Below are 18,195 nucleotides of genomic sequence, written 5' to 3'. Positions count from 1 at the left end.
GCATGTAAAACAGCGGTATGAAGGAATGGAGCGGTACGTGACCAGCGTGACGGAGACCGGTGACGGTCAGGGCGCGTTCGACACGGAGGACGCTGCGGATGAAGCCGTGGATTCCGCCGTTCCCGGCCCTACAGGTGCCGCCTCCCTGACCCGCCAGGCCAAGTACGCGCCGGGCGCGCAGGTCCGGGTCCGGGACGAGCAGTGGCTGGTCAAAACCGTTACGCCGGTGGGTGACGAGGACTGGATGGTCGAGGCGACCGGGGTCTCCTCCTTCGTCCGCGGGACCGACGCCGCCTTCTACGACAAGCTCGACTACATCGAGGCCCTCGACCCGAAGAAGACCCTTCTGGTCCCGGATGACTCACCGAACCACCGCAAGGCCCGCCTCTACCTGGAGGCGGTCATCCGCAAGACCGCGCTCCCGCAGACCGAGCACGGTCTCGCGCTGGCTGACAACTTCCTCATGGACCAGCAGACCCACCAGCTGCGCCCCGCTGAACTGGCCTTGTCGAAGGAGAATCCGCAGCCGCGGGTCCTGATCGCCGACGTGGTGGGGCTGGGAAAAACCCTGGAGATCGGCATCCTGCTCGCCGAGCTCATCCGCCGGGGGCGCGGTGAACGCATCCTGGTGGTCACTCCGGCGCACGTCCTGGAGCAGTTCCAGCGGGAGCTGTGGACCCGCTTCTCCATCCCGTTGGTCCGCCTGGACTCCACCGGTATCCAGCGCATCCAGCGGGACATCCCGGCCGGCCGCAACCCGTTCGCGTACTTCAAGCGCGCGATCATCTCCGTGGACACCCTGAAGAGCGACGTCTACGCGCACCACCTGGAGAACTCCCACTGGGACGCGGTGGTCATCGACGAGTCGCACAACCTGGTCAACCGGGGCACCAAGAACAACGACCTCGCCCGCGCCCTGGCCGAGCACACGGACGCTCTGATCCTGGCCTCTGCGACTCCGCACAACGGTGCGACGGAGTCCTTCGCCGAGCTGATCCGCATGCTGGACAAGACGGCGATCGCGAACACGTCGGAGTACGAGGTGAAGGACCTCGGCCACCTGTACATCCGGCGGACCAAGACCGACCGCGAGGTCCGTGACTCCCTCAAGGGCAAGTGGGCCGACCGTGGCCCGTCCATGCCTGTGGTCTGCGAGGCCAACCCGAAGGAGCGGGCGGTCCTGGAGGAGCTCGCCGCGCGGTGGACGCCGCGCGATCCGGCCGCTTCTTCGGTATGTGCGGACACGATGGTGGCCTACAACCTGCTGAAGTCGTTCTTGTCCTCACACCGAGCCTTCCAGGACTCGGTCGCGGCGCGGCGGAAGGTCCTGGGGGCTCCCCTCAAGGTCAGGAGGGGGCAGGATCCGACGGCCAGGGAGGCCGAGCGCCGGATCGAGCGCGAGGCCATCGTGGAGCTGGAGCGCCTTGCCGCCAACATCGGCGACGACGACTCCGCGAAGCTCGACGCCCTGGTGCGCGAGCTGAAGGAGATCGGTGTGGGTCCGGGGTCGGACATGCGGGTCGTGGTCTTCTCGGAGCGCATCCCCACCTTGAAGTGGCTCGCCGAGGTTGTCCCGGCCAGGCTCGGTTTCCGGGCCGGGACCAAGCTTGAGGAGTCCGTGACGGAGTCGAAGCCTTGGCTGGCCTACGGCGGCGCGATCCAGGTCATGCACGGCGAGGCCAGCAACGAGGACGAGCAGAAGGACATCGTCTCCAAGTTCGGGCTGAAGACAGACCCGGTCCGCATCCTGTTCACCGGCGATGTCGCCTCCGAAGGCGTCAACCTGCACCAGCAGTGCCACCAGTTGATTCACTACGACCTTCCGTGGTCGCTGATCCGCATCGAGCAGCGCAACGGCCGTATCGACCGTTACGGACAGAGCAAGGCCCCCCAGTTCCGGGCCATAGTCCTCACCGGCGATGTGGAGTGGCGCACGGGTGAGAAGGGCGAGCCGCTGCATCTGGACGACCGCCTGGTGGGCTCCAAGCTCCTGGCCCGTGAGGAGGAGGCGCACCGGATCGAGGGCTCGGCGGAGGCCGTCACCGGTATCTACCGGGCAAAGGAGGAAGAGGATCGCCTGACGCGAGACTTGATCTCCGGGCGGACGGTCGAGGAGTCCATCAAGAAGTCCAGCGGCGGCGCCAAGGCGATGCTCGGCCGGCTGATGGGCAACGTCGGTGCCAAGAAGCCGACCGATGACGTGCCCGTCGCCACGGTGCCGAGCCTTTTCGGCGCCGCAGGTTCCACGGCCGCCTACTTCGACGAGGCGTTGCGCCAGACGTACTTCCCCGACAAGCCGGAGAACGTACTCAAGCTACGCCGTGAGGACGATGGCACGATCGCCTTCGAACCGCCGCCGGACCTGGTGTACCGGCTGAAGTCGCTGCCCAAGTCGTACCTGACCGACCAGGGCATCCTGCCTACCTCGAAGAAGGAGGGCCGGCTGCGGCTCACCTTCGACAAGGGGCTCGCGGCCAAGCGTTTGGAGGTCGCCCGGGAGACCACCGAGAGCCAGTGGCCCAACGTCAGTTACGTGTCGGACGTCCATCCCGTCCTGGACTGGGTGACCGACAAGGCTCTGGCCGCCCTGCGCCACGACGAGGCGTTCGTTCTCGCTTTCGCCCCCGATCTCGAAGCGGCCGGGACGCTGGACGAGCAGCTACCGGCTGACCTGGCTGGTCCGGTGTATTTGATCCAGGGCATCTACTCCAACGCGGTGGGCCGCCCTACCGTCGTGGAGTGGATGGCCGTCGTCGGCCTGCCCACCGCACCGCGCGTTCTACGGATCGATGATGCCTTCCTTGCCGCGTGCAATGTCGGCCCGAAGATGCCCGGACGCGCCACCCCGGCCGACCGGGAGGGGCTCCAGACGCTGGTGCCGGCGGCCGTCGACGCGGCGACCGGGTTCCTCACCGACCGGGCGGCGGAGTACAAGGAGGCGGTCGACTCGGTGCTCGCCCCGTACGAGAAGCGGGTCGCCCAGTGGCAGCAGGACGCCCTCTTCGCCGCCTCGACCCGCTCGCAGAAGGCCAAGCAGGACGTGAACCTCACGGCGAGCCGTCGCAAGTCCATGATCCGGTCGCTACGGACCTCCGGAGCGCCGATGCTGCGCCTGCTCGGCGTCCTTGAACCGCTGTCCGCGACGCCTGCTGGCGTCACCGATGTATCCGCTGCGCCTGTTGCCGGAGAGACGATCGCCTGATGAGTACCGACTTCGACTCCTTCTCCAACCGCGGCGAGTACCTGTCCGCGTTCTACTTTGCCGAGCAGCTCGGCGACGGCCTCAAGAAGGGCGTCTTCGCCACCTGGGCCAACCGAGAGAGCGACGAGCACGACCCGCGCCCCACGCCGCGCGAGTCGGTGCGGACGCTGCGCTCGACGTACCTGGACGAGAAGTACCGCGGCTTCTTCGCCGAGCAGGCCAAGGCCGACGAGCAGGATGACGAGTACCCGGAAGCCGCAGCCTTCGAGGCCCGCCTCAACACCTACGGGGACGAGGAGTGGTGCGAGCGCGTTCAGGACTGGCACCGGCAGGTCCTCGCTGCGCTCGGCTTCCCCTCCGTCTCAGCGGAACCCACCGCACGGACCCTGACCGTGCACCGCGCCGGGCGCGAGCACGAGGTGACCGTGGCATGGCACAGCGACGGCATCGTAGCCCTGGACTGCGGCTGGTCGGCGAGCAACGACACGGCGCTCGATGCGGACGGGTACGGCCGCCTGCTCCACCCGCTGCGGGCGGGCAGCGGTGAGAGTTACGAGACCGGGCAGGCTCTCGCCACCTGGTTGTTCCAGAGCGAGCTGGGTGAGGAGGGTGGCGCGGCCCCGCGGTTCGTACTGCTCCTGTGTGGCGGCGTCATCGTCCTCGCCGACCGGCATGCCTGGGGCGAGGGTCGCTACCTCTCCGCCAACCTCGACGCCGCCCTGGAGCGCAACGATCGCCGTCAGCACGGCGAACTCGCCACAATCGCGGGCCTGTTCAGCCACGACGTACTCGCACCGGCCGAGGACGGCAAACCGCCGGCCATTGACGCGCTGGTCAAGGCGTCCCGCGACAACGCGGTCGGAGTCTCCGGAGAGCTGCGCGAAGGACTCCAGAAGTCCGTCGAGATCATCGCCAACGCGGTCCTGAAACGCTTGGAGGACTCCGGGCTCGACCCGCGCGACATCGAGCGCCCGGACCTGACGTTCGCCCGGCAGCTCACCCGGGAGTCGCTGCGCTACCTCTATCGCATTTTGTTCTTGCTGTACGCCGAGGCCCGTCCCGAACTGGGCATCTTGCCCGCCGACGACGGCTCCTACGAGGCCGGCTACTCGATGGCGCGCCTGCGTGAACTGGTGGAGCGCGACGAACTGTTGACCGAGGAGACGGCTCGTAACGGATTCCATCTACACGCCTCGCTGGATGTCCTCTTCAAGAAGGTCAACAACGGCTACCGGCCCTATGGCACCGAGCCGAACGACGGCCTGCCCGGCGACGACGAGGACACCCGCCGACGCAAGGCGAAGTACCGGAGCGAGGACCGTGGACTGCGCTTCGAGCCCCTGCGCAGCGAGCTCTTCGAGCGTGGGTCCGTCCGCCTCATCGGCAACGAGACCCGCGACCCGCGCAGCGACGAGGACAACGAACCACGCTGGCTGGACCTGCGGCCGCGCAACAGCGCCCTGCACGAGGTACTGCGTCTGCTGACCCTGAAGAAGGCCGAACGGCCCGGGGGTCGAGCGGGCTTTATCTCCTACCGCAACCTCGGCATCAACCAGCTCGGCGCCGTGTACGAGGGGCTGATGTCGTACACCGGCATCATCGCCGAGGAGGAGCTGTGCGAGGTCGCCAAGGGCGGCGACCCGGCGAAGGGCTCCTGGCTGGTGCCCTCGCAGCGGCTCAAGGAGTACCCCGAGAACACCTGGGTGACGTACGACGAGCGGGACGCGGTGAAGGGGCTGCGCGGCCCGAAGAAGTACCCGCCGGGCCGGTTCGTGTACCGTCTGGCCGGCCGTGACCGGGAGACGTCCGCCTCGTACTACACACCCGAGTCGCTGACGAAGGTCACCGTCGAGCTGGCGCTCAAGCACCGGCTCGACCAGGAGCGGGACGCCGACGGAAACGTCGTCAAGACGCGCGCATCAGAGCTGCTCAAGTACCGGATCTGCGAGCCCGCGCTGGGCTCGGGGGCGTTCCTCAACGAGGCGATCAACCAGGTCGCCGAGGAATACCTGCGGCGCCGGCAGGACGAGCTGGGTGTCTCCGTACCGACGGGCGACGCGCTGACGGAGAAGCAGAAGGCCAAGGCGTACATCGCCCTGCACAACGCCTACGGCGTGGACCTCAACGCGACCGGCGTCGAGCTGGCCGAGGTCTCGATGTGGCTGAACACCATGCATCCCGGGATGCGGGCCCCGTGGTTCGGGCTGCATCTGCGGCGCGGCAACTCGCTGATCGGCGGGCGGCGGGCCGTGTACGCGGCGAGGGACGTGGCCCCGCTGAAGGGCAAGGCCCCCTGGCTCAGCGCCAAGCCGCTCGCGCCGGAACCGCTGCCGTTCCTGAAGGATGGGGCCGGGCAGCCGCTGCCGGACGGGGCGGTGCACCAGTTCCTGCTGCCGACACCGGGATGGGCGGCGGTCACGGGTGCGAGCGGCGACGCGAAGAAGCTGCTCGTGCAGCTGGCCGAGGGCGGGGTGAAGGATCTCGCGGAGTGGAAGAAGGGGATCCTGAAGACGCCGGCGCGGCGGTTGAACAGGAAGACTGGCGAGCCGATCCTCGACCGGAAGTCCGGCGACGAGGCGGCCTCGCAGTACACGCGGCTGCGGGATGCCGCGCGGCGGGCGGAGTTCCTGTGGTCGCTGGTCGTGAAGCGGATGGAGCTGTCGGAGCGGGAGATCGCCCGCAGTATCGACGTCTGGGGCGCGGACACGAAGGACGAGGAGTTCGCCTTCCTGCGGCGGTCCGAGGGCGATGGGGGTAGTTCGGATGCCGCCGCCGTCCGGATGTCGAAGGAGAAGGTGTACGCGGACCTGTTCCGCGCGGCGGGAACCCCGTACTGGCGGCTCAAGCGCGTCATGGACGCGTGGTGCGCTCTGTGGTTCTGGCCGGTCGGGAAGACGGGGCTGCTCGACGGGGCGGATGACGCGTATGCAGGTGCGCCGGTGGTGGGGGGTGAGGGCGCGGGGAGTATCGGCGACCTGATCGAGGCGATGACCGCGACGGTGGTGCCGGGCGATGCGGTGCCGCCTGTCAAGGTCACGTCGGCGACGGAGGCCGGGGTGACCCCGCCTCCGTCCCCGCCCGCGCCCATGCCCACGAGCGCTCCCCGCTTCGTGGAGAACACCATGCTCTTCGCCATGGAGGGCGACCAGATCTCGATGTCCGACATAGAGGCATCCTCCGACGGCGTGGTCCATGTGGAGGTCAAGGAGGTCGGCCCGTCGAAGACAACAGTGAAGACCAGGAAGCAGCCCGCCCCTGATCAGTCCCGCCCCGCCCGTCGCCCGCTCATCGCGCTGAAGGACCTCGATGACTGGTTGGACTTCCTGGAGGCCATGCTCGGCCGTGGCCCGGCCCCGGACGCCGGATCGCTCATCGGGTCCCTCAACACCCTGGAGGAGCTCAGCGACTACGAGCAGCTCATCCAGGAGGAGACTGAGATGGACATGGACCAGTGGGAGCCGGAGGCGCGCTTCCCCTGGATGGGTGCGGTCCGTGACATCGCCGAGGACCAGGGCTTCCTGCACTGGGAGTTGGATTTCGCGCTGGCCTTTGCCGAGGGTGGCGGTTTCGACCTTCAGGTGGGGAATCCGCCGTGGGTGCGGCCGGAGTGGAAGGAGAACTCCGTCATCGCGGAGTTTGAACCCTGGTTCATGCTGACGGAGAAGCCAGCGGCGGCAGAGAAGCACCGGCGACGGAAGGCGGAGCTGGCGAAGCCTAAGGTGGCGGCATATGCGCTGGGTGAGGTGACGTCGACGGTCACGGTGGCGGACCACTTGGCGGCGCCGCAGGTGTATCCGCTGATCGCCGGGAGTAAGCCGGATCTCTATCGCGCCTTCATGTGCCAAGTATGGCGGCATACAGCAGCGTTCGGTAGTACCGGGCTGGTCCATCCCGACACGCACTTCACCGGTGTGAAGGAGGCCGCACTCCGGGAGGCTGCGTACCGCAGGCTGCGGATGCACGGCGACTTCGTCAATGCGGGAAACCGGTTCTTCCCGCCACCAGTTGGCCGGTCCAGCCACTTTGGCGTGCACATCTACGGCACACCCGGCGAGATCGACTTCCAGCATCTGTCGTGGCTCTTCTCCGTAGATGCGTTCCGGCTCTCGGGTGCGCACGACGGAAGCGGTGACGCACCAGGCGTCAAGTTCGACGGCGGCTGGGACGAGCGCCCCCACAGCAAGCGTGTCGTCCGAGTCACCACGAACACCCTGGCGCGGTGGCAAAAGCTGTCCGGGGAGCGGAATATCCCCGTGGAACGGGCACGTCTCCTCACCCCTGTGAGCACCGCCGAGGACCCAGCCATCGACGCACTGGCTGCGTATCCACGGCGGTTGGGTGCGTTGGCGCCGCAGATCACCATCGGGTTCGATGAGGGGGCTGCCAAGAAGTCGGTATACGGACCTCGTGAGGACACGCCGTTGATCGACTACAACAAGGACCTCAAGGATCGTGAGGACTATCAGACGGATAGCTGGAGGGACATCGTCCTTAAGGGACCGCAGCTTGGTGTCGCCAACCCCTTCTTTAAGCAGCCTAGCCAGGGCGGCGGCGAGGTACTCGGGCTCAACCACGTCGAGCTTGCGTCAGATGCGGTACCGGAGTCGGAGTACCGGCGGGTCGCGGACGAAGCCACGTACAGGGCTGCCCAGGACCAGTGGCTGGACCACGTCGAGCTGGAGCGACTGCGGGCTTCGGAGTGCGAGATCCGTGCGGTGCGTGAGGCGCTGGCCGAGAAGCTGAAGTGCCTGCCAAAGGAAGTCGAGTACGGCTCAGTGGACGCCGTGTTGGTAGCCCGGTCGACTAAGCCGTACACAAGCTTCTACCGGTGGGCGTGGCGTCGTCAGATTGCGCCTGACACGGAACGTGCGCTCTTCGCCGCGCTGATTCCGCCCGCCCCTGCGCACATCCACATGATCTATAGCGCAAGACTTCAGAGCAACAAGACGACTTGCCTGGTCGGAGGTTTCTGGGCAGCGCTTCCCTTGGACTATTTCCTGCGCACGACTGGGCGCGGAGACCTCCAGCTGGCCGAATCACATGCAATGCCCGCTCCCTCCTCCGACCACCCCCTAGCCCCCGCCCTCCTTCTCCGCACTCTCCGCCTCAACTCCCTCACCACCGCCTACGCCGACCTCTGGCAGGAGCTCCACGACCCCACCTGGTCTGCCTACGAGCCCTGGGCCCGCCCCTGGCCGCACATGACGACCGAGCTCCACGCCGTCACCCCCACCTGGCAACGCGACACCCCCCTCCGTACCGAATACGCCCGCCGGGCTGCCCTCGTGGAGATCGATGCGCTCGTCGCCGTCTGGCTCGGCATCGACGCGGACACGCTCGTCACCATGTACCGGGCCCGCTTCCCGATCATGCAGGACTTCGACTCGGTCACCTGGTTCGACTCCGCCGAGCGCAAGATCGCCGGGAATCGGTACACCTTCGGTCACGGTCAGACCAGCGACCACTGGAAGGCCTTCGAGAAGTACCAGGCCGCCCAGAGGAACGACGCCCTTTCCGAGGCCGAGAAGCCACCCGCCCCCACCGGCTATGCCGCCCCCTTCTACAAGGCCAACCGCGAGACCGAGATGCGTGAGGCCCACGCCTACTTCCAGAAGCGTCTCGACGCCGCCGTCGAAGCCGGCAAGTGGGACCCGGTCACGCAGGAGGTACCCAAGCCGTGAGGCCGACGCTCGAGGCGCAGGGGCTCAAGGAAAGCCTGCTGCAGTACCTGTCCACCACGTACGCGCTGACCGACGAGGGCGCGCGGCAGGCGCTGCACCGGTTCCTGGGCGACGAGAACTCCGGGATGTTCCGAGGGCCATTCCTCCGCCTGCGCACACCGTTCGTCGCGGCCGACGCGTCCTGGACCAGGTATCTGGACTGGCGGCGGACCGACGGCTGGACACCGTACGCGCATCAGGCGAAGGCCTTCGAGCGGCTGTCCTCGGCGGGTGGCCGTACGCCGAAACCCACGCTCGTGACGACCGGTACCGGCTCCGGCAAGACTGAGTCGTTCCTCTATCCCGTACTGGACCACTGCGCCCGCGAGCGGGCGGCCGGCCGGGCCGGGGTCAAGGCCGTGATCCTCTACCCAATGAACGCGCTCGCCACCGACCAGGCCCAGCGCATCAACGAGCTCCTATGTGAGCACGAGGCGTTGAAGAAGGTGCGGGCCGGGCTCTACATCGGCGACAAGGCGTCGACGCACTACGACCGGGTCTACACGCGCCGGTCGGACATGCAGATCTCGCCGCCCGACATCCTGATCACGAACTACAAGATGCTGGACCTGCTGCTCCAGCGGGCCCAGGACGCCCCGCTGTGGGCGGACGCGGACATCCGGTACGTGGTCGTGGACGAGTTCCACACCTACGACGGTGCGCAGGGCACGGACGTCGCGATGCTCCTGCGCCGCCTCGCCTCGGCGGTCGGTGTGGCGGAGAAGGGCCGTCCGCTGGGGCGGATCTGCCCGGTGGCGACCTCGGCAACGCTCGCCTCCGACAGCACGGACCAGGACGGGGTCCGCCAGCTGCTCGACGTCGCGACGCAGGTGTTCGGTACGGAGTTCGACGCGTCCTCGATCATCGGGGAGCACCGGCAGACGGTGGACGAGTTCGTGCCGCCTTCCGGCTTCGATCCGATGCTCCCGATCCCGGTCCCGGACGAGTTGGCCACCCTCCCTGACCCCTCGCTAGGCGAAGAGCAGTTCCTCGCGCTCGTCGAGGCCGTCACCGGCACCCGCGAGACCGACCCGCTCGTGCTCGGCGGCTTGTTGAAGAAGCACATGCTGACCTCGGCGGTGATGCATGCCCTGGACGGGCAGGTGCGGACTGTGCCCGAGGTGCTGGACCTGATGTGGCGGCGGGGCGCGTTCTCCTGGGGGCAGGCGATCACCCGGCAGCCGGAAGTGGCGGCGTCCGCCCTCGCCCGGCTCTTGGCGCTGCTCTCGGTGGCTCGTGATCCGGCATCCACACCCGAGCGGCCGCGGCCTTTCGTGCAGGTCGAGGTGCATCAGTGGGCGCGCTCGGTGTCGCGGGTAGTGCGGGGTGTGCTGCCGTGGCCCAAGGCCGAGTTCCAGTGGGACTCGGCCGGTTCCGCCCATCACTCGGGCGAGCAGCCGACCCGTACCGCCCCGGTGACGACGGCGACCGCGGGCGCGGCCGCGAACCTGTTTCTGCCCGCTGTCTACTGCCGTGACTGCGGGCGTTCGGGCTGGGCGGTGTTCTCCCCGGAGACCGACGACGCGGACGTACAGGTCGACACGCACAAGGTTCGGCGTGCCTCGGTCAGCCAGGACAAGATGCGGGTCCGGAACCTGATAGCGGCCACCGAGAAGGAGGCCCAGGAGGGCTCTGGTGCCGCCCCGATGGACGAGGCCGGGCGCGGTGCGGGCCGCGGCAGCACCGCCCTCGCGGCCACCAACGCCGGGCAGTTGCGTGTACTAGACGGGCCGAAGCGCCGCCTGCGGCTGCCCGATCCGGTCGAGGACTACGACCAAGAGACCGGCGCGCCCCGGTTGGCGGGCTCCGACTCGGCCTTCGTCCTCGTCTACCTCGGGGACACAGCGACCACCGCCGCAGAGGACGACTGGTGCCCGGCCTGCGGCTCGCACAACGCGATCCGCTTCCTCGGCACCGGTGCCGCCGCCCTCGCCGCGGCTTCGGTTACCCAGCTGTTCACCGGCGGCGAGATGGACAGGGCGCAGGGTGAGGACAAGACCCTGATGTTCAACGACTCGGTGCAGGATGCCGCACACCGGGCCGGATTCGTGGCCAGCCGTTCGTACACCTTCTCCTTGCGCGCACTGTTCAAGAAGCACCTGTCGGAGGAGACGCCGACCGCGCTGCACGATCTGATCGCCGACGTGGTCGCGGCGACCACCGACCGCGAGACCCTTGCCGCCGTCGTCCCCACCGACCTGCACGACTTCAAGGGCGTCAAGCGGCTCCTGTCCGGTCAGGGACGAGGCGGGGACAGGAAGACCTGGGAGCTGATCGGCGAGCGCTTCGCTTTCGAGGCGCTGATGGAGTTCGGCTTCCGCTCCCGCAACGGCCGCACCCTGGAACTCACCCGCACCGCCGCCGCCCACGTGCGCATCGAGGACCCCGCCGCCGCGATCGCCCTGGTCAAAGCCGCGCACACCGAGCCGTACGGGCACGGCGGCGGGCTGCCGGTCATCGAGCAGGACGACGCCCGCTACCTCGGGTTCCTGCGGATCTTCCTGGAGCGGCTGCGGACCCGGGGCGCGATCGGTCACAAGTGGCTGGAGGGGTACCTCTCGGAGGCCGGTACCAGCCGGTACTTCATCTGGGGCAAGCGGCCTCCCGGTATGCGCGCCTTCCCCAAGGGCATCGCGGCCCCGGTGTTCCTGCTCAGCGCACCCAAGACGAAGAGCGAGTTCGACTTCGCGACCGGCCGTCTGTCCTGGTACGAGCGGTGGGCACAGCGCACGCTCGGGCTGCCACGAGAGCAGGCCGCGGAGTTTTGGTCGCGGCTCCTGCCCGCGCTGGTCGAAGCGGGCCTGCTCTCGGTGCGCACTCCGACCGACAGCAGCCTGCGCGTCTACGGTCTGAAGCCGGGCGCGATCGACGTACAGCTGTTGAAGGACGCCGAGGTGAACGAGGCGTTTGTCCGCTGCCCGAACTGCTTCTGGGAGCAGACCGTCCACCCCGGCCTGCTCGCGCAGTGGGACGGGCAGCGCTGCCCGTCCTACCGCTGCCGCACCGGCCATCTCGTCGCGGGCGACCGACCCGAAGGGCTCGGCAAGCATCAGCGGGACCGTAACTACCGCGAGGACTACTACCGCAGGCTGTACCGGAAGGCGGGCACGTACCAGGTCATCACGGCTGAGCACACGGGCATGCTGACCCGGCCGGAGCGGGAGCGGGTCGAAGCGGCGTTCAAGGACGGCAGCGGGTTCAAGGATCCCAACGTGCTGTCCTGTACGCCGACGCTCGAAATGGGCATCGACATCGGCGACCTGTCGGCCGTCGTGCTCGCCGCGCTGCCGAGGCGCGCTGCCAACTACGCCCAGCAGGTGGGCCGGGCCGGGCGCCGTACCGGAAACGCGTTCCTGCTGACCATCCCCGACCGCAGCCGCCGAGACCTGTACTACCTGGAGCAGCCGCGCGAGATGATCGCCGGGCAGATCGTGCCGCCGGGCAGTCACCTGTCGGCCATCGAGATCCTGCGCCGCCAGTACCTCGCACACCTCCTCGACCTCGCCGCGCGGGGCCGGCTGTCGCGCACTGACGGCCGTCCGCTGCCCGCAGTCGTACGGGACGCCCCGGCCCTCTTCGGCCCGTCCGGATACCTCGCCGATCTCGTCGAAGCGGCGCTCGCGAACGCCTCGAACCTGGTCGAGGGGTTCCTGGACCTGTTCCCCGTCGGCGTCAACGAACAGGCTGCCGACGACCTGCGGGCCTTCGCCGGGCGCGGGCTGCGCAGCGCGGTGGAGCGGGCCGAGCGACAGTGGCTCCACGCCGAGGAGGTGCTGCGGCGGCGACTGCGGTACATCGCGGAGGCCCGCGACGAACTCCACGACACCGAGGACGAGCAGCGCGACCGTAAGGCCGAACTCGACGCCGAGCACCGGGCGCTCGGCAAGCGCTTGAGCAAGCTCGGGCTCATTACCGCCCAGCAGGCCTTGTGTGATCTCGGGCTGCTGCCGAACTACGCGCTCATCGACTCCGTCACCACCCTCAACGCGACGCTGTACTGGGTCGACGGTATGGATCCGAACACTGGCCGGGACCGCTTCGACTCCAAGATCCGCTCCTACGACCGGCCCCGGCGCTACGCCCTGTCCGAACTCGCTCCCGGCAACACGTTCTACGTCAACGGCTACAAGCACGAGATCACCGGCATCGACATCGGCAGCCCCTCTCAGCCGGACTGGAAGGCATGGCGGTTCTGCCAGGAGTGCGGCTACGTCCGCACCGAGGACGCCATGGACGACCGCTCGCCATGCCCGCGCTGCGGCAGCGCCGGGATCGCGGACGACGGTTCCTGCCTGCACCAGGTCATCGAGCCCACGACCGTCACCTCCCGCGACAAGCGCGAGGACGCCCGTATCGGCGACGACAAGGACGACCGGGAACAGCGCTACTACACCGTCATCGACGCGGTGGACATCCCCCGGGAGGAGATCAAGCACGGCGCGTCCTGGCGGCACGCCCACCACACCTTCGGCGTCGACTACTGCCGCAAGGCGGTGATTCGCCGCATCAACGTCGGTCCGATGCGGTTCGACAGCCAGAGCGAGGACGAGCTCGCCGGGCAGGACGTCCGCATGGCCCCGTTCCACGTGTGCACCGCGTGCGGGGCGGCGACCGCCGACGGCAAACCGGTCTTCGACCACGCCACCGACGCCTTGGACTCCTCGGCCGCCCGCAACCCGAAGGTCAAGCACCACCAGCCGTGGTGCCCGCTGCGGCGTGGGAAGAAGGCCGCTGCTGTGCCCCAGCAGCCGGTGCTCCTCGCCCACCAGCTGAACACCGAGGCGCTGCGGGTGCTCCTTCCGGCGGCCACCGTGCTCGTCGAGGAGAAGATCTACTCCTTCAAGGCTGCACTGCGGCTCGGCGTCGATCGGCAGTTCGGCGGCGACCCCGCGCACCTGGACACCACGCTGGCCCGTATGCCCGACCAGGCTACCGGCGAGAAGCGCCACTTCCTGGTGCTCTTCGACCGGCTCCCCGGCGGCACCGGATATCTGGACCGGCTGACCGACCCCGGCGACTTCAAGGAGATGCTCCTCAAGGCCCGTGCCGCGCTCCTCGCCTGCCCCTGTCAGGACGAGGGTCTGCGGGCCTGCCACCGCTGTCTGCACCGCTACACCGAGGAACGCCACCAGGACGTCGTCTCACGCCACGAGGCCCTGGAGATCCTCGGTGACCTCCTCGGCCCGGTCGACGAGAACGGCGAGCCGCTGCGCGACGCCGACGGTAACCCCGTCGACGGGTGGGCGGTCACCAAAGTGGCGTCGACCGAACTGATCGGCCTGGACAAGCAGGTCGAGTCCGACCTGGAAGCCCGCTTCCTGGCCGCCCTGCGCAAGTGGAGCGAGAACCAGGACGACGCCGCACTCGACGAAAGCGGAACGAACAGCGGCTACCTCCGCTTCACCGGCCCCACGGCCAGTGCGGGAGAGGCCGCCGATACCGAGTCCGTGCGCTCGACCGGCTGGCGGCTCACCGCCCAGCGCAACATGGAGCACACCCGCACCGACTTCACCTTCGAATCCACCGACGGCCCCCGCCGACTCGTCACCGTCTACCTCGACGGCCACCGATACCACGCCAGCCGCAAGCACAACCAAATCGCGCCCGACTGCACCAAGCGCAACCACTTGCGGGCCGACGGGCACATCGTCTTCCAAATCACCTGGGACGACCTGGAGCTCTTCGAAAAGGGCGACGCCGCCAAGGCGCAGCCAGTGTGGCCGCCCTACCGGCGCATCGGCCAGGACACCGCCAAGGAGTGGTACGAGGAGCTGGGCGGCGACCGCGCCCACTACTCGGCCGCTGTGTTCACCAACCCCATCGACACGCTCCTCGCCTACCTGCGCCAGCCCTCCCGTACCGCATGGGGGCGACGGGCCAAGGCGCTGGTCGGCGGGCTGATGAGCACGCCGGAGCCGCTCGTACAGCAGGCCGAACGGGGCCAGGCACGCGAAGCCGTACGTGCCGCCCTCACCGCCCTCGGCCGCGGTCAGGCGCCGGGGCCGGAAGCCGGGGAGGGCGACGGAGCGATCCTCGTCCTGCACGCCGTGGACGAAAACGGGCTGCCGCTGATCTACACCGTGGACGCCTCCGGCCAGGAGCCGGGGTGGAGCGCCATCGCCGTACTCAACGACCGCACCGAGAACCTGGGCACCGCCGAACACAAGCTGATGTGGCGGTCCTGGCTGTACTGGTCGAACCTGTTGCAGTTCCTGGCCTTCGCCGGCGGCGACGGCATCCAGCTCGCGAGCAGCCAGGCCGCCGACTACCCGGTGGAGGTCCTCACCATCGGCGGCGGCGTCGGCGAACTGGAATCGCTGATCGTCCAGCGGAACCCGGCTGTCGGCGAGGGGAGTTCGGTGGTGGAAAGCCGCACCGCGGTGCTCGCCGGTGCGGCCGACGCCGAATCGACGGAAGAGTCCTCCCTGGAGAAGATAGTCGCCGGCGTCCTGCGGGACCGGGCTTGGGACGAGGACATCCTCGAGCTCCTGGAAGAGGACGAACCGGAATCCGACCTCACCCGGCTGGCCAAGAAGATCGCCGCCAAGGGCAAGAAGGCCCCCGTGTTCGGCTACGAACTGGGCGAACGCGGCTGGCCGACGGACTTCGCCTGGGACGACTCCCAAATCAAGATCGCCGTCGTCGTGGCGCCGGACACACACGGATCACAAGCCGAAGAAGAGCGCCGCAAACGCGACGAGGCGTACGCCGACGACGGCTGGACCGTACGTACCGCCACCGACTGGCTCGACCAACTCGACACCCTCCTGACACTCCTCCCCGACACGGAAGGCTCCCACTCCTGATGACCGCCCGGCTCAGCCTGTACGAGAAGGCCGAACACGAGCTGTACAAGCTCGACCGCTCGGTCAAGGGAAAGTTTTACGACTTCTGCCACCGATTCCGGCAGAACCCCGACCACCCCGGCCTCGACCTCAAGCCCCTCAAGGGCGACGGACGGGTCTTCCGCGCGAAGATCGACCAGTCCTACCGCGCCCTCCTCGCCAAGGCTGGCGTGGACGAGCAGGGCCAGGAGCGATGGCTCGTCGTCGCGGTACGCCACCGCAAGCACGTCTACGAAGAACTCTCCGTCGCGATCAACCGCGTCACCGGTGAGATCGAGTTCGTCGACCTGTCCGTCGTCGGGCAGAGCGTGCTGCAGCGCGCCGGCGTCACCCTCACCCCGGTAGACCCGACGCCCGAGGCCGAGCTCCAGCAGCCGGCGCCGACCCCGGAGGTTCACGAGTCGGTCGCCGTAAAGCCCGCCGCACCGCTCCTCTCCGGGATCACCAGCGAAGACCTGCGGTCACTCGGTGTCGCCGCACAGCTCATCGACCTCGCACTCGCCGTCACCGAGAGCGGCGAGCTCGACCAGCTGGTCTCCCGCGCCCCACTCCTGACCAAGGACATCCTCTACGGCCTGGCCGCCGGGATGTCCATCGACGAGGTCCGGCGCGAGATCACGGCCCCCGTCGAGGTCGAACTCGCCGACACCGAACGTGACGACCTCGGCGCGGCGCTGGCCCGCACCACCGTCACCACCATCGACGACGACCTCCGCGTCGTACTGGAGGAAGGCGACTTCCGGGCCTGGAAGGTCTTCCTCCACCCTGCCCAGGCCAAGCTCGTCGACCGCCGTTACAACGGTCCCGCCCGGGTCTCCGGCGGCCCCGGAACCGGCAAGACGATCGTCGCCCTCCACCGGGTCAAGCACCTGGCCCAGCAGCTCCCTCCCGGCCACAACAAGCCCATCCTGCTCACCACCTTCACCACCAACCTCACCGTCGACCTCCGCGCGCGCCTCTCCTCCCTCCTCGAACCCGACCTCGTCGCCCGCGTCGAAATCACCAACATCGACAAGCTCGCGGCCCGCGTCCTCAACGAGAACTCACTCAGCGGCACCGGCAAGCAGCGCATCTACGACAGCGTCGCGATCGGCATCCTCCAGCGCCTCCTGTTCGAACTCGACGAGAAGCGCTGGGAGCCCGAGTTCCTCTACGAGGAATGGGAACAGGTGATCCTCGGCCAGTCGCTCGGCAACCGCAAGGCCTACTTCGACGCCCGCCGCGCAGGCCGCGGCCGGTCCGTCAGCCGCCCGGAACGCGCCCAGATCTGGAAGATCCTCGAGCAGTTCACCGCCCGCCTCGACAAGGAGAACCGCGAAACGTGGGGCCAGGCAGCCGAACGTGCGGCCCGCTTCGAGATGGAACGCGCCGCCAAGATCAAGGCCCGGCAGGACCGTAAGGACGAGGTCGGCGGCAAGGACCTCATCCACCGCGACGACAGTTCCGGCATGCGCTACATCGCCCACCGCTACCAGCACGTCGTCGTCGACGAGGCCCAGGATCTGCGCCCCGCCCACTGGAAGATGCTCCGCGCCATGGTCGCCCCCGGCCTCGACGACATGTTCATCGCCGGCGACACCTACCAGCGCATCTACGACCAGCAGGTCACACTCGGCACCGTCGGCGTCAACATCCGAGGCCGCTCCTCCCGCCTCACCCTCAGCTACCGCACCACCAAGGAGATCCTCGCCCGCGCGATGCAGGTCGTCGACGCCAAGGGCAACGCTCCCGCATACGACGACCTCGACGACGGCACCGACACCCTCGCCGGCTACCGCTCCGTCCTTCGCGGCCCCGTCCCCGAACTCGCCCCCTGCGACACCTGGGACGACGAACTCACCCAACTCGCCGCCACTCTCCACGCCTGGCGCGAGGAACTCACCTCTGGCGACGGCAACAACCCGCGCCGCGACCCCCGCGGCAACATCGCCGTCTGCGTCGCCGACCGTGACTCCGTCAACCAGGTCATGTACTACCTCGCCACCGAGGCCGGCATCACCGTAGCCGAACTCACCAAGGACGGCGTCAAGGGCGACGGCGAAGTCCACGTCGGCACCATGCACCGCTTCAAGGGCCTCGAATACCAGAAGCTCGCCATCGTCGGCGCCCGCGACGGTGTCATTCCCCGCACCGCAGTCATCGACCGCTACCGCGAATCCGACCCCCAGCGCTACGCCCGCGAGGAACGCAAGGCCCGCTCCCTCCTCTTCGTCGCCGCCACCCGCGCCCGCGACACCCTCCGCATCAGCTGGCACGGGACGTCGAGCCCTTATATTTCCCAATAGTGAAGGAGACGTCGGCACCGTCCACCCCGGTTCGCCCTGCCGGTGCGACCGGCGTCACCAAGAAGGGATCTCCCATGGTTTGCGGTCCCGGCTCCGACGGCCACAACCGCTGGCGCAGTCCCTGACCCGTCGTAGGAGAGCCC

General features: G+C 68.4%; 4 protein-coding genes. All 4 read left to right on the top strand.

From position 1 onward, the window contains the following. Positions 1–37: 37 nt before the first annotated feature. The 4 genes from IE264_RS38425 to IE264_RS18745 are packed head-to-tail and all read left to right on the top strand — an operon-like array spanning position 38 to position 18,052. Positions 38–3,202: an SNF2-related protein gene (locus IE264_RS38425; RefSeq protein WP_267884096.1), complete on the top strand. Its 3,165-nt coding sequence runs from the start codon at positions 38–40 to the stop codon at positions 3,200–3,202. Further along, entirely contained in the window at positions 3,202–8,883 is a 5,682-nt protein-coding gene (locus IE264_RS18755) for a hypothetical protein (protein WP_032753573.1), read from the top strand. Before IE264_RS38425 ends, IE264_RS18755 begins: the two co-directional genes overlap by 1 nt. After that, entirely contained in the window at positions 8,880–15,728 is a 6,849-nt protein-coding gene (locus IE264_RS18750; protein ID WP_190167669.1) for a DEAD/DEAH box helicase, read from the top strand. Before IE264_RS18755 ends, IE264_RS18750 begins: the two co-directional genes overlap by 4 nt. Further along, positions 15,728–18,052, top strand: a complete 2,325-nt coding sequence (locus tag IE264_RS18745; RefSeq protein ID WP_032753571.1) for a UvrD-helicase domain-containing protein — start codon at positions 15,728–15,730, stop codon at positions 18,050–18,052. Before IE264_RS18750 ends, IE264_RS18745 begins: the two co-directional genes overlap by 1 nt. Positions 18,053–18,195: the final 143 nt, after the last annotated feature.

This window comes from Streptomyces microflavus, from assembly GCF_014650075.1.
Lineage (GTDB): Bacteria > Actinomycetota > Actinomycetes > Streptomycetales > Streptomycetaceae > Streptomyces > Streptomyces microflavus.
Note: the sequence above shows the minus strand (reverse complement) of the source record. Positions and strands in the feature narration are given on the sequence as shown.